The sequence below is a fragment of the Xanthomonas vasicola genome, assembly GCF_000772705.2.
GTDB classification, from domain to species: Bacteria; Pseudomonadota; Gammaproteobacteria; order Xanthomonadales; family Xanthomonadaceae; genus Xanthomonas; species Xanthomonas vasicola.
Map to the genome: position 1 here is coordinate 1 of NZ_JSBW02000010.1, position 19245 is coordinate 19245.

Annotated in this window: 13 protein-coding genes; 8 read left to right on the forward strand and 5 right to left on the reverse strand. The window is 63.1% G+C overall.

The features are described 5' to 3' along the window. Positions 1–183: 183 nt before the first annotated feature. The 3 genes from mutM (at position 184) to NX05_RS02240 (ending at position 4408) form a co-directional block, all read left to right on the forward strand. Positions 184–999, forward strand: a complete 816-nt coding sequence (gene mutM, locus NX05_RS02230) for a bifunctional DNA-formamidopyrimidine glycosylase/DNA-(apurinic or apyrimidinic site) lyase (RefSeq protein ID WP_053012823.1) — start codon at positions 184–186, stop codon at positions 997–999. A 635-nt stretch (positions 1000–1634) separates the two neighbouring features. Beyond that, positions 1635–2738, forward strand: a complete 1104-nt coding sequence (locus tag NX05_RS02235) for a DUF4380 domain-containing protein (RefSeq protein ID WP_017112451.1) — start codon at positions 1635–1637, stop codon at positions 2736–2738. 68 nt (positions 2739–2806) lie between these two features. Beyond that, positions 2807–4408: an OpgD/OpgG family glucan biosynthesis protein gene (locus NX05_RS02240; RefSeq protein WP_039430648.1), complete on the forward strand. Its 1602-nt coding sequence runs from the start codon at positions 2807–2809 to the stop codon at positions 4406–4408. Positions 4409–4574: 166 nt separating this feature from the next. Here the strand turns inward: NX05_RS02240 and NX05_RS02245 are convergent, their stop codons facing one another. Both NX05_RS02245 and NX05_RS02250 read right to left on the reverse strand, forming a co-directional pair. Then, positions 4575–5819, reverse strand: a complete 1245-nt coding sequence (locus NX05_RS02245) for a GAF domain-containing sensor histidine kinase (protein ID WP_039430656.1) — start codon at positions 5817–5819, stop codon at positions 4575–4577. A gap of 459 nt (positions 5820–6278) precedes the next feature. Further along, positions 6279–6908: a thymidine kinase gene (locus tag NX05_RS02250; RefSeq protein WP_010374599.1), complete on the reverse strand. Its 630-nt coding sequence runs from the start codon at positions 6906–6908 to the stop codon at positions 6279–6281. Positions 6909–7115: 207 nt separating this feature from the next. On the opposite strand from NX05_RS02250, the gene NX05_RS02255 reads away from it, so the two are divergent. The 3 genes from NX05_RS02255 to NX05_RS02265 all read left to right on the forward strand — a co-directional run bounded on the left by NX05_RS02255 (position 7116) and on the right by NX05_RS02265 (position 11081). Continuing rightward, the gene (locus tag NX05_RS02255) at positions 7116–9092 is read left to right on the forward strand and encodes a UvrD-helicase domain-containing protein (protein ID WP_039430661.1); all 1977 of its coding nucleotides are present in this window, start codon (positions 7116–7118) and stop codon (positions 9090–9092) included. A gap of 88 nt (positions 9093–9180) precedes the next feature. Further along, positions 9181–9735, forward strand: coding sequence for a GNAT family N-acetyltransferase (locus NX05_RS02260; protein WP_010374593.1), 555 nt, complete (start codon positions 9181–9183; stop codon positions 9733–9735). A 311-nt stretch (positions 9736–10046) separates the two neighbouring features. Continuing rightward, entirely contained in the window at positions 10047–11081 is a 1035-nt protein-coding gene (locus tag NX05_RS02265) for a DUF4272 domain-containing protein (RefSeq protein ID WP_039430665.1), read from the forward strand. A 283-nt stretch (positions 11082–11364) separates the two neighbouring features. On the opposite strand, the gene NX05_RS02270 is transcribed toward NX05_RS02265, so the two are convergent. Continuing rightward, positions 11365–12033: a YceH family protein gene (locus NX05_RS02270; RefSeq protein WP_039430668.1), complete on the reverse strand. Its 669-nt coding sequence runs from the start codon at positions 12031–12033 to the stop codon at positions 11365–11367. A gap of 460 nt (positions 12034–12493) precedes the next feature. Between NX05_RS02270 and NX05_RS02275 the strand changes: the two genes are divergently transcribed. Then, positions 12494–13453 (forward strand): 5'-nucleotidase, lipoprotein e(P4) family, encoded by a 960-nt coding sequence (locus NX05_RS02275; protein WP_126922974.1) that lies wholly within the window; start codon positions 12494–12496, stop codon positions 13451–13453. Further along, positions 13450–14181, forward strand: a complete 732-nt coding sequence (pyrF, locus tag NX05_RS02280) for an orotidine-5'-phosphate decarboxylase (protein WP_039430673.1) — start codon at positions 13450–13452, stop codon at positions 14179–14181. Before NX05_RS02275 ends, pyrF begins: the two co-directional genes overlap by 4 nt. 392 nt (positions 14182–14573) lie before the next feature. Here pyrF and NX05_RS02285 read toward each other — a convergent pair whose 3' ends face one another. Together NX05_RS02285 and NX05_RS02290 are read right to left on the reverse strand one after the other, a co-directional pair. Continuing rightward, positions 14574–16094 carry a tryptophan halogenase family protein gene (locus tag NX05_RS02285; RefSeq protein ID WP_039430678.1) on the reverse strand — a complete coding sequence of 507 codons (1521 nt, stop codon included), beginning with the start codon at positions 16092–16094 and terminating at the stop codon, positions 14574–14576. Positions 16095–16200: 106 nt separating this feature from the next. Further along, complete coding sequence (locus tag NX05_RS02290; protein ID WP_039430680.1) at positions 16201–19233, reverse strand: TonB-dependent receptor domain-containing protein; 3033 nt, start codon at positions 19231–19233, stop codon at positions 16201–16203. Between the last annotated feature and the right edge of the window lie 12 nt (positions 19234–19245).

Here is a 19245-nt window from a genome sequence, read left to right on the forward strand (position 1 = left end):
TTGCACTGTCGAATCTGTGGCTGACGCGCAAAGCGTTAATGCCTGCTGCGGGGAAGCTGTGCCTGTAACCCAGGCAACACCCCGCAAACGGCCGAAACCGGCAAAAAATCGGCGATTTGAGCGCCCTTAGCGCGGCGGATGCGGTTGCTTCGTTTTCCGGTCGCGTTGATCAGACCATCCCTAATGCCCGAGTTGCCCGAAGTTGAAACTACGCTGCGCGGCTTGTCGCCGCACCTGGTTGCGCAACGCATCCATGGCGTCATCCTGCGTCGGCCGGATTTGCGCTGGCCGATTCCTGAGCAGATCGAGCGTCTGCTGCCCGGCGCCATCATTACCAATGTGCGCCGACGTGCAAAGTACTTACTGATCGACACGGATGCGGGCGGCAGTGCACTCCTGCACCTTGGCATGTCCGGAAGCCTGCGGGTGTTGCCCGGCGATACGTTGCCGAGGTCGCATGACCACGTGGATATCAGTCTGCAAAATGGACGCGTTCTGCGGTTCAACGATCCGCGCCGCTTCGGCTGTTTGCTGTGGCAATCCGACACGCAGGCGCATGAATTACTCGCGGCGCTTGGTCCAGAACCATTATCGGACGCATTTACTGGCGATTATCTGCACGCACTTGCATATGGTCGGCGTGCTGCCGTTAAAACCTTTCTGATGGATCAGGCCGTTGTTGTCGGCGTTGGCAATATCTATGCTGCCGAAAGCTTGCATCGCGCTGGAATCAGCCCCCTGCGCGAGGCGGGAAAGGTGTCGCTGGATCGCTACCGGCGTCTGGCTGACGCAGTAAAGGACATTCTGGCGTATGCCATCAAACGCGGTGGTACTACTTTGCGTGACTTCATCAGTCCTGATGGTGCGCCCGGCTATTTCGAACAGGAACTTACCGTATACGGCCGCGAAGGCGAGCCCTGCAAACAGTGCGGGCGGCTGTTGAAGCACGCCACCATCGGCCAGCGCGCCACGGTGTGGTGCGGGAGCTGTCAGCGCTAAGTGCGACGTCAGACCGACGCTGCGTTTGACCAATCGCGTTATCGCAGTCGCGTCCAGCTCATCTCAGCGGAAGTCCCGGCAAGGTAAGCCGAGCAACGACGCATGTTGCTTATTAGCTGACGTGTTGCATGCGCCTGATCTACGCAATGTTGCGAGGCGATAAAAGTGTCTCTTACACGCTGTGGTGATTCGGCATGCTCCGGCTGGTCGCCACGCCTTTGTGTCCGGAAGTGCAGCGGACAGTAGAAATTTCTATCACGGGGCTCATCTGCGCTGTGGTGATTCGGCATGCCCGGCTGGTCGCGATGCCTTTTGTATCCGGAAGTGCAGGGGACAGGCGTAACTTTATCCAGGCAGCCTCGGTCACTGCGCTCGCTCTGGAAGCCGGCATCAAGTGTGCGCCGCAACCTTCATGCATGTCCGAGGGTGTCTATCGACTCACCAGAGATGCCCGTCTTTTTGAAACTGTCGAGAAGCAGCCAGCGCTATGCGCGTCTCTCGTCTCCAGGCAGGCGTATCGCCAATGCGCGCTTTGCCCGTCTGGAGACTTCCAGCAAGCAGACGCAACTAGCGTTGTTCTGGTGTCCACACATGCAGCGGGCCACAATTCCGAGGTCCTTGTTTGGAACCGCGATATGTCCAGCTCGCCGAAGCGCGTCATTCCTCTGATGGTTACCGGCGCAGTTGCGCTGTTGTGCATGACGTCTTCAGGCGCAGTGACGCCCGCACCCGCTCACGCAGCTGCCGCAGAGCGCATCCGATTAAATAGCAAGGAGGTGGAGTTGAGCGCAACGCCGGCATTTGGAGGGCGCGTGCTGTCGTTCAATCTGCGCGGTCAGCCTAATGTGTTGAAAGTCGGTGCGGCGGTGAAGCAACAGCCTGCGCCCGAGGTTTCAGCCACTTCGGGGGATATTCCGTATTTTGGCCATGATGTGTGGGTTGGGCCGCAGAGTCAGTGGTGGTTGCACCAGCAGCTCAACCATGAGCGTCAAGCGGCGGCCGCGGTGTGGCCGCCTGACCCGTATCTGTCGTTGGCGCAGACGCAGGTCACCCTGCAGGGTCATGACGCGTTGGAATTTGAGGGCGTGCCCAGCCCGCTGACCGGCGTGCAATTGCGCAAGCAGGTCAAGCTTTCTGCAGCGCGTGCGGATACTGTGGAGATCCACGCCAGCGCACGCAATATCCGCACGCAGCCCATTGCCTGGGATCTTTGGTTCAACACACGCGTTGCGGCCACGACTAGGGTCTTTGTGCCGGTTGCCGCTGCTGCGGATATTCGTGTGCAGCCGCCGAGCGAGGCCGGCACGACTGCGCCGCGGTTTAAGCTCAAGCGCGGCGTCTTTGCGCTGCGCGCCGATGCGCGCCAAGACGGACTGATCCAGCGTGGCAAGCTGTTGCTGCAGCCGTCTGCGGGGTGGATGGCCGGTTTTGCCGGCGGGCAAGTATTGGTGATTCGCTTCGCACATCAACCGCTGGCGGCGATCCATCCCGAACAAGGGCAGGTGGAGTTATATCTGGATGCGCCACCGCAGCATCCGGAGCAGGGATTGTTGGAAATGGAGGTGCATGCGCCGTATCGGCAGCTCGCGCCAGGCGCGCAAATGCAGGCGCAGGAGCAGTGGACGCTGTTGCGCTACACCGGGCCGAACGAGGAGCAGGCGCAGCGACAGTTCCTGTGCGGCAAGACCAAAACGCTCGCGCTGGCCAATGCCTGCGATGGGCCGTCCGCGCCTCGCTGAGGTGCGCATTCACCTCGGTGCCGGGCTGTGGCTATGATGTCGCCCAATCCCTGACCAGATCGATGCGCATGCAACGACGCCACTTCCTGAAGAATGCTGCTGCCGCATTGGCCGCGCTCGGTTTGCCGGCGTTTCCGCAATGGGCACTGGCGGCCAAGGCGGTTGGCTTGCGTCGCCTCGGGCAGCCGCAGCCGTTCGACTACGCTTGGTTGAAGGGTCAGGCGCGCGAGCTGGCAAAGGCGCCATACAAGAGCCACAAGCAGGTATTGCCGGGGCCGCTGGAGGCGTTGAACTGGGATCAGTACCAGTCCATCCGCTACCGCCAGGACCACGCGCTGTGGGCCGATGGCAATGGCAAATTCCAGGCGAAGTTCTTTCATCTGGGGCTGTATTTCCATACTCCGGTGCACATCTACGACATCGTCGATGGCAAGGCACAGCAGCTGGCGTACGACCCGGCTGCATTCGATTACGGCAAGAGCGGTCTGGGCGGCAAGCAATTGCCGAAGGATCTGGGCTTTGCCGGTTTCCGGCTCAATACACGCAAGGACACCGATCGCGATTTCTCGGCGTTCCTGGGCGCGAGCTATTTCCGTGCTGTCGGCAAGGAGGGCCAGTACGGGCAATCGGCGCGCGGGTTGGCGATCGATACCGGCACCGGCGGGCCGGAGGAGTTTCCGGACTTCATCGCCTATTACCTGGAGCAGCCGGCCGACGACTCGAACACGGTGGTGGTGTACGGGTTGCTGGATTCGCCCAGCATTGCTGGGGCCTACCGGTTCGCCATCACCAATGGCGATGTGCTGCTGATGGACATCGACAGCGCGCTTTACCCGCGCAAGACGATCGAGCGGCTGGGCATCGGGCCGTGCACCAGCATGTATCAGGTCGGCGAAAACGATAACCGCATGGACTGGGACTGGCGCCCGGAAATTCACGACACCGATGGCCTGGCGATGTGGACCGGTGGCGGGGAGTGGATCTGGCGCCCGTTATGCAACCCGCCGCATCTGCGCTTCAACATGTTTGTCGACGAAAACCCGCGCGGTTTCGGGCTGCTGCAGCGCGACCGCAACTTCGACCATTACCAGGACGATGGCGTGTTTTACGAGAAGCGCCCCTGTCTGTGGGTGGAACCCAAGAGTGGGTGGGGCAAGGGCTCGGTGCAGCTGGTCGAGATTCCGACGGTGGACGAGACCTTCGACAACATCGTGGCGTTCTGGAACCCACAGGCCAAGCCGCAGCCGGGGCAGGAGCTACTGATGGGCTACCGGTTGTACTGGGGCGCGCAGCCGCCGGCCAGCTCGCCGCTGGCGCACTGCGTCGCCACCCGAACCGGCCTGGGCGGCATCGTTGGGCAAAAGCGCAGCCATTTCTCCTGGCGCTTTGTGGTGGATTTTACCGGTGGCGAACTGGCGGCGTTGACGAAGGACCCCAAGGCCAAGGTAGAGGCGGTGCTGCAGGTATCGCGCGGCACCACCGAAATCGTGTCGGCGCGCCCGCTACATGAGCTCAAGGGCTATCGTGCGATGTTCGACCTGGTGCCGCCGGACGAGGGCACCCAGCAGATTGATATCCGCCTGTATCTGCGCGCTAACGGTAAGCCGCTCACCGAAACCTGGCTGTACCAGTGGACCCCGCCGGCGGCGAGTGAGCGCAGGATGTATTGACGCTCGCTGAGCGAGACGGCTGGCGCCTGTTGTTGCGCCAGCTCCGCACTGTGGCGTGCAGCCATGGCATGCGAATGGCTAGAGTCCGAAAGGCCGCCACATCAGCCGTTGGCGCGCCGCCTGCCGATGTGCTTTTTTGCAGGCTGACGGTCGTTGCGTAAAGCGCTTAGGCCGGCGCGGAGTTGTCGACCAACTGCAGGCGCCCACGCGGGCGTGCGCACGCCAGCTCCACGCGAAAACAGGTGCCTCCCTTTCCGCTGATGATGCGTAATTCGCCTTGATGTGCTTTTGCGATCTGCGCTGCCATATGCAACCCCAGATCGACATCAGGCAGCGCACGTCCGCCGGCATGCACATGGGTGGATGCGTGCAGAACATCCAGCCTGCGCGGATCGATTCCGTCCAGATTGCACACTTCGAAGCGCAGCCGGCCATGTTCGGTGACCGCGACCGCCTTGATCAGCGAACTCTGCGGGCCTTGCACGACCGCGTTGATCATCAGGCTGCCGAACATCTGCGCCAGACGGATCGCATCGCCGTGCACGGGCTCGTCGATGGCCACGTGCGTGGACAGCACCTGGTTGGGATAGGCAGCGCGGGTTTCGTCCACTACCTGGGATAGTGCATCAAGCAGGTCGCTGCCGTCGCCATAGTCCAGCTGCAGCCAGTCGCGTTCGATGCCGCGAGCGAAATCGCAGGCGAAATCGATCAGTTCTTCCATGCGCCGCAGGCTGCGCTGCATCGAGCGGAAGGAGCTGCCGTAGCGATGGTTGAGCTGGTCGATGGACAGCATGTCCACCACCGCATGCATGGACTGCAACGGGTTGCGCAGGTCGTGCGCGAGAATGCCGATGAATTCTTCGCGCAAGCGCGCCGATGCACCGACGCGTCCCAATTCGCTGCGTGCGCGCCGCGACTCCTGCGCACTTTCTTCGGCACGTTGCTCGGCCTGGATCTGTGCGGCCAGCAGCTGCGCGAGCAGTTCGACCTTTTCCACCAGCGGTGCATCCATGACACGCGGCTGCGGATCCAGTGCGCACAAGGTGCCGAACACGCTGCCGTCGTCGAACTTGATCGGCACCGAGACGTAGCTTTCAAAGCCGTAGAGCCGTGGCGAGGGATGATCGCGATAGACCGGGTCATCGGATGCATGCCCAAACCACACCGCGTTGCCTTTGACCCGCACGCTGTCGCAAAACGTGGTTGCCAGCGGTAGCTCGTCGCCGGGACGCAGGCCAAAAGACAACGTGTCGTGCACCTGGCAGGTGATCCAGCGTGCTTCGGTTACGCGCGCGACTGCAGCGAACCCCATGCCGGTCAGACGGGTGAGGACGGTCAATACATCGGGGACCGACGAGAGCCGGCCAACCCGCGCGATATCGGCGCGTAAGGCGGGAGGCAGTGGATCCATGAGTGCCTCCAAGGAGTGGCTGATTGCCAGTTTACAGGGCTGCGGTTGCGCTCGGCTACGTGGCGCGCCGTTGTGTTACATGCGCCACGATACGCCTGTGCGCGAATGATCGCGATGCCGTCGTGACCACATGCCTTCACAGGTTTAGCAGCGCCTGCATCGCGTATAGATCGCGGTGGATGGATCGCGCTTAGCAGGCGAGGAAGTTGCCCTGCGCCGCCGAGCAGGGGCGTTGGTGCCAGCAACTGGCGTCAGCGCGGCAGCGAGGCATTCGGTGCTGTCGAGAAGCGAGCCGCTGTGTATATGAGACCAAAGCTGGGGTGCCTTCTTAGGGCGATACCGCGGTGCGTGCCACAGTGCGAAAATGGATGCGATCGAACTGCTCATCACTTAGGCGCAGCCCGGCCTTAATAGACCGCAGCCGCATCAGCACCGCAGGTACGCTCCCAATGCTCAGCGCTAGGCAACTGGCAGCGGCAAGGCGATCTGCAGTGGATCGATACGGCCTTCGCCGCGCATGATTTTCTTGAACTCGGCGCGGCTGACCGAGACATAGCGCTCGTTGCCGCCGATCTCCACCTGCGGGCCGTCCTGCACCGCGTGCCCGTGCGCATCCACACGCACGGTCATGGTCGCTTTGCTACCGCTGTGGCAGATGGTCTTGATCTCTTCCAGCTCGTCGGCCCAGGCCAGCAGGAACTGGCTACCTTCGAACAGCTCGCCGCGGAAATCGGTGCGCAGGCCATAGCACAGCACCGGAATGCGCAGGCGGTCGACCACCTCGCTCAGCTGCCACACCTGCGTACGGCTGAGGAACTGCGCCTCGTCCACCAGCACGCAATGCAACGGGCCGTCGTTGTGTATATCGCGCTCGACCAGCTGCTGCAACTCGGTGTCGCGCTCGAAGATACGCCCGTCCGCGCGCAGGCCGATCCGCGAGGCGACCACGCCGCTACCGGCGCGGTGATCGAGCTTGGGCGTCAGGATCAGCGTGCGCATGCCGCGCTCGCGGTAGTTGTGCGCAGACTGCAGCAAGGTGGTGGTCTTGCCGGCATTCATTGCCGAATAGTAGAAATAGAGCTTGGCCATCGGACGATTTTACCGGGCCGGGCGGCTAGATGCGGCGCTGGTGTGTGCCGAGCTGGCCTCCCATAGCGGGGTGAACGACTGGCCCTCGCCCATGGACGTATAGCCGCTCGCTGTGGGGCCGGGCTACCTGCAATGGATACATGAACCCAACGCGCCGGCCAGCCGCAGGCAGCCCCGGTACAATGGCGCGCTCTGTCGGAAGCCTCTATGTACGGTCTCAATCCCCCGCAAAGCGCCGCGGTGCTGCACTGCGAAGGTCCCTTGTTGGTGCTGGCCGGTGCCGGTAGCGGCAAGACACGCGTGATTGTGGAAAAGATCGCGCATCTGATCGCCATCGGCCGTTATCCGGCCAAGCGCATCGCCGCGATCACCTTTACCAACAAATCCGCCAAGGAAATGCGTGAGCGTGTGGCCAAGCGCATCCGCGGCGACGGTGCCGATGGCCTGACCATCTGTACCTTCCATGCGCTGGGGCTGAAGTTCCTGCAGATCGAGCACGCTGCTGCCGGCCTGAAGCGCGGCTTTTCGATCTTCGATTCGGACGATGCCGCCGCGCAGATCAAGGACCTGATGCATGGCGCCAAGCCCGACGCGATCGAAGATGCCAAGAACCTGATCTCGCGCGCGAAGAATGCCGGCCTGTCGCCCGAGCAGGCGATGGCGGCGGCACGCAGCACCCGCGAAAAGGAAGCGGCCAGCTTGTACGAGCGCTACCAGGCGCGGCTGACGACCTTCAATGCGGTGGATTTCGATGACCTGATCCGCCTGCCGGTGCAGATTCTGGAGGCCAACGAAGACATCGTGATGGGCTGGCGCGAGCGCATCGGCTATTTGCTGGTGGACGAGTGCCAGGACACCAACGATGCGCAGTACCGGCTGTTGAAGATGCTGGCCGGGCCACGCGGCAACTTCACCTGCGTGGGCGACGACGACCAGAGTATCTACGCCTGGCGCGGTGCCAATCCGGAGAACCTGCAGCAGATGGCGCGCGATTATCCGGCACTGGAAATCATCAAGCTGGAGCAGAACTACCGCTGCTCCAACCGTGTGCTGCGCGCAGCCAATGCCTTGATCGCGCACAATCCGCATGAGCACTTGAAGACCTTGTGGAGCGATCAGGCCGACGGCGAGCGCATCCGCGTGTGGGAATGCCGCGACAGCGAGCATGAGGCCGAAAAGGTCGCTGCGGAGATTTCGTTCCTGGGCACCGCCAAGCAGGTGCCGTGGAGCGATTTCTGCATTCTGTTTCGCGGTAATTTTCAGTCGCGGCCGCTGGAAAAAGCGCTGCAGCTGCTGCGCGTGCCGTATCACCTGACCGGGGGCACCGCATTTCTGGAACGGCAGGAGGTCAAGGACGTGTTGTCGTGGCTGCGGTTGATCGTCAACCCGGACGACGATGCGGCGTTCTTGCGTGCGGTGCAGTCGCCCAAGCGCGAGGTTGGTGCGACCTCGCTGGCGCGTTTGGCTGAGCTTGCCAGCGCCAAGTCGGTGCCGATGTCGCGTGCGGCTGAGTCGATGGGTGCCTTGCAGCATCTGCCGCCGCGTGCAGCCAACGGCTTGAGTGCCTTTACCGACATCCTGCGCGACATGCGCGAGCACTCTTCCAGCATGCCGGCCGGCGAGCTGGTGCGCATGCTGGCCGAAAAATCTGGCCTGCTCAACGACCTGCGTAATCAATCCAAGGACGAAACCGGCTTCCAGCGGCGCAAGCGCAATCTGGACGAGCTGGCCGAGTGGTTCGAAGGCGGCCCGCGTGGCGCGAGTGCCAGCGATTTGGCCGCGCAGCTGGCGTTGCTGTCGCGCAACGACAAGGACGATGGCGGCAACCAGGTGCGCATGATGACCATGCATGCGTCCAAGGGTCTGGAGTTCCGCTACGTGTTCATCGTCGGCTGCGAGGACGGCGTACTGCCGCACGAAGTGAGCCTGGAAGAAGGCAATCTGCAGGAAGAACGCCGCTTGTTGTACGTGGGCATCACCCGCGCCAAGGAGCAGTTGTGGATGAGCCACAGCAAGCTGACGCGTAAGTTTGGCGAGCATGTGCGACTCAAACCGAGTCGCTTCTTCGACGAGATTCCGGCCGAAGAATTACAATGCGACGGTGCCGACCCGGTGGCCGATGCCGAGCGCAAGAAAGAACGCGCCAGTGCGGGATTGGCGGCGATCCAGGCATTGTTCGACTGATGTGCGGTGTGCCGTTGCACGCGCAACGCGCAACCACATGCTGCATCGCGCTTGCCAGTGACGCGCCGGCACAGCAGTCTGGCTTTTCATGATGCCGGAGTGTGACGTGACTGTCGTAATCGAAACCCCGCGGCTGCGCTTGCGTACGCTCGACCCTGAGCACGATGCCGATGCGATGTTGGAACTGGTCAACGACCCTGGTTTTATCGCCGGCATTAACGACCGCGGCATTCGCACGCGTGAGCAGGCGCGCGCGCATCTACGCGCGTGGGCGCAGGCGCACCAGGAGCGATATGGCTTCGCGCATTGGGCGGTGGAAACGCGCGAGGACGCCGCGTTTGTCGGTACGTTGGGGCTGTTGTGTCGCGACACCTTGCCGGTGCCGCATATCGGCTTTGCGTTGCTGCCTGCGTATCGCGGCAAGGGTTATGTCACCGAAGCCGGTCGCGCGGTGTTGGACTACGCACGCGCTGTACTGGGCTTGTCGCAGCTGTGCGCCATCGTGTCACCGGACAATGCCAATTCGATCCGTGCGCTGGAAAAGCTCGGGCTGCAGCAACACGGTTTGCGGGAATTGAGCCCGGAGACAGCGGCAGTGCTGTATTACGAAATCGATTTGGGGCCTGCGCGTAGCGCTAGCTGAGCAGGCTCGCGCGCCCGATGCACTGACCCGACGGTACGCGGCCGGACTACCGGTGCGTGCGCTGCAGCTTGGACGCGTACGGCATGCTGGGCGCGGGCTAAAAAACTGCCTGGCAGTCAGGCGGACGCGGCTGCTACTCGGTGCGGCATGCACCGCTCGACGCTCCAGTTCCTGCACGCAGTCCATATCCATCTGATGACTGCTCACTCTGTCTGGGTAGCCGCTATGGTGTGCATCCAGGTGTGTCGACGCAGCACACCATCGCGCGGTCACATAATCGTGTTGTTGGTTGCTCATCCAAGGACGCTTGCATGGCATTGTTGGTCAACGCTTATTCCACGCTGCGCGCGCCGCTGTGGCCGGACTTTCTGCCACAGGCCGCTGTGCAGCACCGCGACCATGCCGATCCGGAGCTGGTCAATCATTTGCATGGGTTTGTGGGCTATGTGAATCAGGCCGGCGATGGGCAGATGACGCAATTGCGTTATCACTTGATGCGGCATGTGCAGCGGGTGCGCCAGCATTTCAGTTTCGATATCGACGACGCGGACTTCGGGGCGCTGGCACAGTGGGCCGAGCAGGCCAACGCGGTGTGCTTCCTGGCCGATGGCAGTGTGCGCGACCCGCAGGGGCGGGTGTTGATCAGCCAGGGCGAGCCGGCTATCGACGACGATGCGCAGGTGCCGTATCCACCGGATGCGCTGCAACGGCGCGCGCAGCAACTTGCGCAGCTGACCGCGCAAGGTATCCGCGTGCCGCCCAGCCTGCCGCCGGTGCCTGGCGAAGCCGAGGCGCGCGTACGCGATGCGGCGCAGGTGAGCCAACGCATGTTGGCGTTATTTGCGGTGGCGCTACGCGCGGAGATCCTGGCGGCCGCCGATACGCCGCCGTCGCTGGACGAGGTGGAAGTGCGCCTTCCCGGCGTGGCAGATGCGCTGTCGCCGCAAGAGCGCGCTTTCTTCGCCGAGGCCGCGCCGGATGCGCAGGCGCTGGCCAACTTCGGCTGGCGTTACGAAGGTCTGGCCGTCCTGCAATGGGCGCTGAGTTTGGCCGACACGCTGCCGGAACCGACCGCCCTGTGCGATGTGCCGCTGGCCGCACAGCGTGCACTGGATTACGCACAAGCCGCCGCGCGCCCTGCATTGGCGCTACGCCCGCTGCCTGAACTGCTGGATGCACTTGATCGCCACCTGCGCCTGCACTGGGCGGTACGCCAGGCCGGGCACTCCGGTCAGCCGGTACCCGCCGGCATCGTGCCGGGCGTGGTGTACGAACGGCATTACGCGCTCAATTGGTTACCGCACTTCGAAGATGCCGAGTGGGACGAGGTGGATACGCCGACCTGAGCTGGACACGCCCCGGCGACGGCATTGAGGCGTCGACGGCGCTCGTGCAATGCCGATGCAATACAGGTCTGTGCATTCATCCAGCACGTGTCTGTGGTGACAGGTCTAGGCAGGCGATTGAATGCTGACACTGCGGATCTAGCGGCGATGCGGCCTGCCTCAACTTGCCGTAGTGGTTGTCGAGTGATCCGCCGCTGCCGGATCACCCAAAGCGAAATGCGCCGACGCTGCAGAACACCTGCGGCGTTACCCACTGCATCTGTCGGCCGGCGCAACCGACAGATCAAGCTCCTGCCGCGTCCAGCCGCGCCTGTAGCGCAGCGAGTACTTCCTGCAGTTCGGTGACCGTGGCTTCCAGTGTCTGCACCCGTGCTTCCAGTTCGCTGGTATCGCTGCCGCCGCGCACGCTCGGTGCGGCACGCGCCGCGGCGGCCTGCAGCGCTTCCACATCCAGTTCGCCGCTGAGCAGATGCGCGTAGCGATCTTCGCGCTGGCCGTTGGCACGCGGCAGCTGTGCGGCCAGGCCGCGCTGGATCAGCCGATCGAGGTGATGGCGCACGTCGTCGGTGTCGGCGAAGCTCGCCAGCCGCTCGCTGCGTGCGTACAGCTCGCCCAGCGTCTGCGGGCCGCGCAACAGCAACAGGCCAATCAGGGCAACTTGCTGGCGGGTCAGATCCAGCACGCTGCCCAGGCGGTGTTCGTAGCGCTCGGCACGCGAGGAGAACTGCTGGCGCACCAGGCCAAGGGTTTCCAGCTGGCGCAGCGCGTGATGCACCACGCCGGTCTGCAGATTCAACACCGGCTCGCGCGCGGTCTTCTGATTTGCTGCCACCTGCGCGGCGTTGACGGTGAGCGGGTACGCGTCCGGCGTGGTGGCCTCTTTTTCGATCAGGCAGCCGAGCACGCGGGCCTGGGCGGTGTCGAGGACGGGCGGGGACGAGGTCTCTGTCATGGGTGGCTCCGGGGCAATCAGCGCACAAGGATATGCCGATCTGCCGCCGGCGTTCTTCCCATGCGGCGATCATGCGGCTTGGCTGATGGCATCGACGCGTGTAGTGAGAAGGCTGGGCCGTGTGGCTACGATGGACCTGCTTGAGCGCATCCCCTTAAAAATCCTCCCCGAACGCATGGCGGGACACTGCCTCGAACTGACAGCCCCCCGGCGCGCAGCATCGCTCCACGCTGACAGCGTCGGAGCGGCTCAGATCGTCCGCCACGCACGTACGGACGGCCACAAACACGCATCGGCAATCGAGTGGAACACCCGTCCGGCCAGGCGGTTAGATGGTCCGTGTGGTGGAGCCCTCATCCGCGCGTGCCTGCGCCACTTCCAATAGCGTTGCCATGCGCCAGAGCAGGCAGTACCTCGCGAAACCGCTAAAATCGCGGTCTTGATTGCCGCTCCTGTCCTGGTGGATGCCATGCGCCCCTCGCTTTCCGCACCGTTGTCCCTGCTCGCCTGCACCGCGCTGGCCTTGAGCGCCTGCAAGCCCGCCGGCACGCAGCCCGCCCCGCACGCGCAGGAAGCCACCGCAACTGCCAATGCCGACGCCAGCGCTGCGGTCAGCAAGGCCGCGACGTCGACCACCACCCCACCGGCTGGCGACGACAACCTCAACGCAGTGCTGTGGATGCAGCGCTCGGAGGAATACCGCGCCGTGGCCGAGCAGACCTACCGCGCCGCTGCCGACAAGCTCGATAGCGCGCTCAAGCAGCCCAACTGGGACGCGTTGGTGCCGGAAGAACGCGACAACGCCGCCACCATACTGAAGCCGGCCGTGGTGCTGGACGTGGACGAGACCGTGCTGGACAACTCGCCGTATCAAGCGCGCCTGCTGCGCGATGGCAAGGAATACGACGAGCTGAGTTGGGACCAGTGGGTGGCCGAGAAGAAAGCCACCGCCATTCCCGGTGTGGTGGATTTCGCCAAGGCTGCCAATGCGCGCGGCATCACCCTGATCTACATCTCCAACCGCGCCGTGCACATGAAGGACGCCACCTTGGCCAACCTGCGCAGCGTGGGCTTGCCGGTGGCCGACGACAGCGTGTTTCTTGGCCTGGGCACGGTAGTGCAGGGCTGCGAGCAGAACGGCAGCGAAAAGAACTGCCGCCGCCAGTTGGCCGGGCAGAAGTATCGCGTGCTGATGCAGTTCGGTGACCAGTTGGGCGACTTCGTGCAAGTCACCGCCAACACCAGCCAAGCACGTGGCGCGCTGCTGCAGCAGTATCACGACTGGTTCGGCGAACGGTGGTGGATGCTGCCCAACCCCAGCTACGGCGGCTGGGAGCCGGCGCAGTTCAACAACGACTATGCGCAGCCATGGCAAAAGCGCCACGACGCCAAGCGCGCTGCGCTGGAGGTAGCCCGATGAGCCGGGCGCCTTTGCCGCTGGCCGCGCATGAGCGGCTGATTTTCGCGCTGGATGTGCCCAGCCACGACGAAGCGATCGCCTGGGTGGACCGTCTCGGCGATTCCGTGTCGTTCTACAAGATCGGCATGGAACTGCTGGCCTCCGGCGAGTACTTCCATGTGCTCGATGCGCTGGCCAAGCGCGACAAGCGCGTGTTCGTGGATATCAAATTCTTCGACATTCCCGCCACCGTGGCCGGCACCATCCGCCGCCTGGCGCAGTGGCCGGTGAGCTATTGCACCGTGCACGGCTGGCACGCCGGCATGCTGCAGGCTGCCGCCGAGGCCAATCATGGCGACATGCGCCTGCTGGCGGTGACCGTGCTGACCTCGATGGGCAGGCCAGACCTGGCGGCGATGGGCATCGACCGCGGACCGGTGGAGGTGGTGGTGGAGCGCGCGCTGGCCGCACAGGCCGCCGGTATCGATGGCGTCATCGCCTCCGGCCAGGAAGCCGGCCCGATCCGCCGTGCCACTGGCGCTGCGTTTTCCATCGTCTGCCCCGGCATCCGCCCCGGCGGCCCGGTCGGCGACGACCAGCAACGCACGGTAGGCGTGGCGCAGGCCTTCACCGATGGCGCCGACGCGATCGTCGTCGGCCGCCCGATCCGCCTGGCGAGCGAGCCCGCAGCGGCTGCTAATGCCATCCAGGCCGAGATCCGCACGGCGCTGGGGGAGCGCCGCGACTGAGCAGGGCTGCAGCCGTGGCGCAGCCCTGTCGATGAAAATCAATAAGTTAGACAACAGTAATTAATGTATTGCTTTAACGTAAAAGTCTCGTTAACATGCCGGCGTCCGATGTCAGTCGGAAGCTGTGCCACTCATTGTCTACCGGGCTTGTCCCGGTTTTCGAAGGGATCGCGCCTTGTGCCCGATCCTTTTTTTTGGCCGTCATGTTTGCGTTTCGGCAGGGACCAATGGCAATGGCTGCGCGCGTGTAAAGTCGACGGTGCGGCATTGTGTGCACCAAGCCGGAACGTATAGCTTGCAAGCCTGGGCCAGCTATACAGACGCCTCAGTCCGACCCTTGCGCCGGCTATCAGCCACCGCGATCGCCACCGCCGCAGTGCAAACCAATGCACCTACGCCAGCACCGCCGCCTTGCAATAGCGCTCGATGAATTGCTGGTGCGTCGGCATGACATCCACGCAGTGCGCGATGGTTTGCGCCACGCTGGCCAGGAAGCCTTCGGCATCGCGGTCGGGTACCTGATCCACCAGCGGGTGGTAACCCTGCGGCAGGATGCCCTGGCCCACCATCACCTGCACCCAGCTGATCTCGGCAAACATTTCCTCGGCATTGCGATAGAAGCGGCCGCTATCGCGGAACAAGTCCAAGGTGGTCTGCAGCTCCGGGGTGATCGGCATGCTGCGGCAATGCCGCCAGAACGCGCTGTCGTCGCGTTCGGTGGCGTGGTAATGCAGCAGCAGAAAATCGCGGATGCGGTCGAACTCGAACGCTGATCGGTCGTTGTAGCGCTGCACCAGCACCGGGCTGATGCCCTCGCGCGGAAACAGCTCCAGCAACTTGGAAATGCCGGACTGGATCAGATGGATGCTGGTCGATTCCAACGGCTCCAAAAATCCGCTGGCCAGACCGAGTGCGACCACATTACGGTTCCAGAACTGTTTGCGCCGGCCGGTGGTGAAGCGCAGTGGACGCGGGTCGGCCAGCGGCTTGCCGTCCAGATTGGCGAGCAGGGTGGCGGCAGCTTCGTCGTCGCTGATGTGCGCGCTGCAATACACATAGCCGTTGCCGGTGCGGTGTTGCAGTGGAATGCGCCACTGCCAGCCGGCCGCGCGCGCAGTGGAGCGTGTGTACGGCGTGGGTGGGCCCACTTTTTCGCAAGCCACTGCGAATGCGCGGTCGCACGGCAGCCAGTGGGTGAAATCGTGGTAGCCGGTGTGCAGCGCTTCTTCGATCAAAAGCCCACGGAAGCCGGAGCAATCGATAAACAAGTCGCCATGCACCGTCTGCCCGGATGCCAGCTGCAGCGATTGCACATGGCCGCTTTCCGGATGCAGCTGCACCTGTTCGACCAACCCTTCGATGCGGGTCACGCCGCGCTGCTCCGAATACCGGCGCAGAAAGTGCGCGTATTGCGTGGCGTCGAAGTGGTACGCGTAGGCGATGTTGGCCAGCGGCGAGTTGGCCGGCACATCGCCGGCCGAGGTCATGAACTTGCCGCGCGCCGCCGCCACGGTATTGAGCGTGTACGCCCCCAGTGGCTGCGCTTTGCCGCGGGCGTGTTGTTTGATCCAGTATTGGTGGAACGGCAACAGCCCGAGCGGGTGCCCGATCTGGGTGCCGAACCCATGCATGTACGCGCTGCCGCGGCGCTGCCAATCGACGAACTCGATGCCGAGTTTGAAGCTGCCCTGGGTCTGGCGCACGAACTCGGCTTCATCGATGCCGAGCAGATTATTGAAGGCCTTGATGTGCGGCACGGTGGCTTCGCCCACACCGACAGTGCCTAGCTGTTCAGACTCGATCAGCTGCACGTTGAAGGTGGGTCCAAGCACGCGCGCAAACGCGGCGGCTGCCATCCAGCCGGCGGTGCCGCCGCCGACAATGACGATGTTGCGAAGTGGAGCGGGAATCATCGATGCATTCCTGAGCAAAAACAGCGGACGGACACGCGAACGGGGCCAGTTGGCCCCGTTCGAACGACCACATGCCCGTCTCGGCGCATGTGGCAATGCACATGCATCAGAACTTGGCGCCGACTTCCAGCACGACGCTACGTGGCACGTAGCTGATTTCGCCGTTGTCGACCACGGTGATATCAGGCTGCAAGCGACCGTCGCTACCGAAGCTGTTGTACTGGTACTGCGTGTAGTTCTTGAAGTTGAAGGCGTTGAGCACGTTGATACGCGCGTTGAGCTTGAAGTCGCCCACCACCGTGAACTCCTTGTTCGCCTGCAGATCGACGGTGCGATACCCCCAGATCTTGCCGCCCACCAGGAACTTGCCATTACCCGGCGGCGTCACGCCGACGGCCTGACAAGTACCGCCATCCGGATCGGTGAACCCGTAGCAGGCGATCGTGTTGATCGGCTCCGGCGTTGCCAGCACCAGCTTGGCGCCGAAGGTCACGCCCCACGGACCATCGATCGAGCCGGACGCCACAAACCGATGTGCCGCCACGGCATCCGACTTCACGAACGGGTAGTCGCGAATGGTCGCCTTGTCGAAGGCGAACGGTTCGTCGATGGTGCGGTTCTGGCGCGCGCTGGTGTGGGTGTAGGACAGGTTCAAGCCCCAGCCCGATTCCTTGGTGTATGGCTTTTCGGCCGACAACAGGAACTGACTGCTGCGTTGCTCCAAGCCGTTGTAGCCCAGGATCGTGTTGCGATAGCCCGGTACCGGCTCGCCCCACGGCACGCTGCCGTTGGCATCGAAGTAGGCGCCGTTCGGATAACGATTCACCAGGCTCATCACCAGGCCGTCGTAGGCAAGCACGCGCTGGAAGGTCACGTCGGTCAGCCAGTCGCCCACCTGGTTGCTGATGCCGATGCTGTACTGATCGCTATACGGCGTCTTGAGCTTGTTGTTGAACATGAAAAGCTCGGAGCTGTCGTTGGTGCCCGGGATGGTATTGAGCTGATCGATACCGTTGAGATATCCCGGGTTCCACGCCGTGCATGCGCGGTCGTCGCGGAAGCAGGGCTGACCGCTGGCGGCATCGCTGAAATACACCACCACCGGCGACAACGCCGCCTTGACCGATTCCAGCGCCAGCTGCTCGAACAGGTTGCGATCGTAAGAGCGGCCGGCACCACCATGCAGTACTGCACTCTCGTCGCCGAAGAAGTCGTACGAAAAGCCGAAGCGCGGCGCCCAGGCATCCTTGAAGTTCTTGCGGTTGTTACCGGTGCTGATGTAATCGGCCACGTTGATGCCGCTGGGCAACAAGCGGTTCGCCCACGGCTGGCCCGGGTTGTCCGGATCGTCGGAATACAGCGCATTGATAAACGGCTGCGAGGTCACGAAGTCGGTGTAGGCCGGTGTGTCTTCGTAGTCGTAACGCACGCCGATGTTGAGCATCAACTTGTCGTTCACCGCCCAATCGTCCTGCAGGTAGATGCCGTATTGCTTGGACGGCGATTCCACCACCGGCACCTGGCCCGGATTATCGAACGCACGGATATAGCGCACCTGGAATGGCACGGGCGCAATACCGTTCTGGCCGACCTCATAACTGAACTGCGGATTGAGCGAGCTGGACTCGCGCGAAGTCAGCTTGATGTCGCGGTAGGTCACACCCGTCTTGATGGTGTGTTCGCCATGCCACTCCAGCGCGTTGAAGGTCAGATCGTTCTGGAACGACCAGCCCTTCTGGCTACGCAATTTGAAATCTTCGCCGCTGGCGGCTCCGGTATTGAGGAACACCCATTGGCGCGGATCGGCTTCGGTGCGGTCGATGTAGGTGTAGATGGACCCGTTGCCAGTGCCGCGCGGCGTCGGCACATTGCTCGAATCCTCGGTGGTGATGATGGCTTCGTTGAACCAGCTGTCGGCACTGTGCTGCCAGCGCAGGCTGGTGCGCTTGTCCTTGTTGATCTTGTCCACCGCGCGATCCGGTGCGTTCTGGCCGCCGACGTTACTGACCTGGGTTTCGTCGCGGTATTGCGTTGCCAGTTCGATGCGATCGTTATCGGTGGGTTCGAAGTCGATCTTGCCGAAGTACAGGTCTTCGGTGAACGGCATGTTGGACGCACCGAACTGATCGCGCAGGTTCGAGGGCAACAAGCCGACAAACGGCGAGGCTTCGGCACTGGGCTGCACACTCTTCGGCGCCACATTGTCCTTGCCTTCGTAGGCAAAGAAGAAATGCATGCGGTCCTGGATCAGCGGGCCGCCGATAGCAAAGCCGTATTCCTTGGTTTGCGAGTCGACCTTGCCGTTCTCTTCGTCCGGACGCTCCTTACGCAGATCCTGATTGGTGAAGCGGTAAAACGCCTCGCCATGGAATTCGTTGGTACCGGACTTGGTGGCAGCAGTGATCGCCGCGCCGCTGATCTGGCCGTATTCGGCCTTGTAGTTGGAGGTAATGACCTTGTATTCGCCAATGGCGAGCTGTGGGAACGGATTGCCCTGGGTTTCGTCCTGGCCGGCAATACCGCCGCCGGAGACGTAGCTCTTCTGGCTCACACCGTCGATATACAGATTGCTGGAACTGGCGTTGGATGCACCGCCGCGCAGCTTGGTGTTGCCGTCCTGGTCGATGGTGAACACCATGCCGGGAACCGTGTCTGCAAACTCGAGGAAGTTGCGCGTGGCCTGCGGCAACTGCTGGATCTGCCGCAGCGACACCGTGTTCCCCACTTCAGAGGTCTTGACGTCGCGAATCATCGGCGCGCTGACCGTCACCGTATCCAACGTTGTTGCATCGCCGGCGGGCGCCGCAGCCGTCTCGTTGCCCAGATCGACGGTAGCGCTGGAGGCCACCGACAGAGTGACCGTGCGACTGATACCGTTGGATTCGACCTTGTAGGTGCCCGGCTGCAAACCGACGATGGTGTAGTTGCCGTTCGCATTGACCGGCGCACGTCGCACCGAGCCGGTGGCGATGTTGGTGACGACGACTTCGCTGCCGCTCTGCGCGGAAGCGACCTGACCACGCAACGTGGCGTTGCTGGACTGGGCCATGGCCGGAGTGGTGGCGCACAACGAGGCTGCCAGGGCGCAGCACAACAGGCTACGCGCCGGCAGGGTGGAGACGGTGCGGTGATTCTTCATGACTTTCCCCCT

Bases quoted from the DNA above. Each gene is read 5' to 3' on its own strand.
- mutM (WP_053012823.1), top strand. From the start codon at position 184: ATGCCCGAGTTGCCCGAAGTTGAAACTACGCTGCGCGGCTTGTCGCCG.
- NX05_RS02235 (WP_017112451.1), top strand. From the start codon at position 1,635: ATGTCCAGCTCGCCGAAGCGCGTCATTCCTCTGATGGTTACCGGCGCA.
- NX05_RS02240 (WP_039430648.1), top strand. From the start codon at position 2,807: ATGCAACGACGCCACTTCCTGAAGAATGCTGCTGCCGCATTGGCCGCG.
- NX05_RS02245 (WP_039430656.1), bottom strand. From the start codon at position 5,819: ATGGATCCACTGCCTCCCGCCTTACGCGCCGATATCGCGCGGGTTGGC.
- NX05_RS02250 (WP_010374599.1), bottom strand. From the start codon at position 6,908: ATGGCCAAGCTCTATTTCTACTATTCGGCAATGAATGCCGGCAAGACC.
- NX05_RS02255 (WP_039430661.1), top strand. From the start codon at position 7,116: ATGTACGGTCTCAATCCCCCGCAAAGCGCCGCGGTGCTGCACTGCGAA.
- NX05_RS02260 (WP_010374593.1), top strand. From the start codon at position 9,181: ATGATGCCGGAGTGTGACGTGACTGTCGTAATCGAAACCCCGCGGCTG.
- NX05_RS02265 (WP_039430665.1), top strand. From the start codon at position 10,047: ATGGCATTGTTGGTCAACGCTTATTCCACGCTGCGCGCGCCGCTGTGG.
- NX05_RS02270 (WP_039430668.1), bottom strand. From the start codon at position 12,033: ATGACAGAGACCTCGTCCCCGCCCGTCCTCGACACCGCCCAGGCCCGC.
- pyrF (WP_039430673.1), top strand. From the start codon at position 13,450: ATGAGCCGGGCGCCTTTGCCGCTGGCCGCGCATGAGCGGCTGATTTTC.
- NX05_RS02285 (WP_039430678.1), bottom strand. From the start codon at position 16,094: ATGATTCCCGCTCCACTTCGCAACATCGTCATTGTCGGCGGCGGCACC.
- NX05_RS02290 (WP_039430680.1), bottom strand. From the start codon at position 19,233: ATGAAGAATCACCGCACCGTCTCCACCCTGCCGGCGCGTAGCCTGTTG.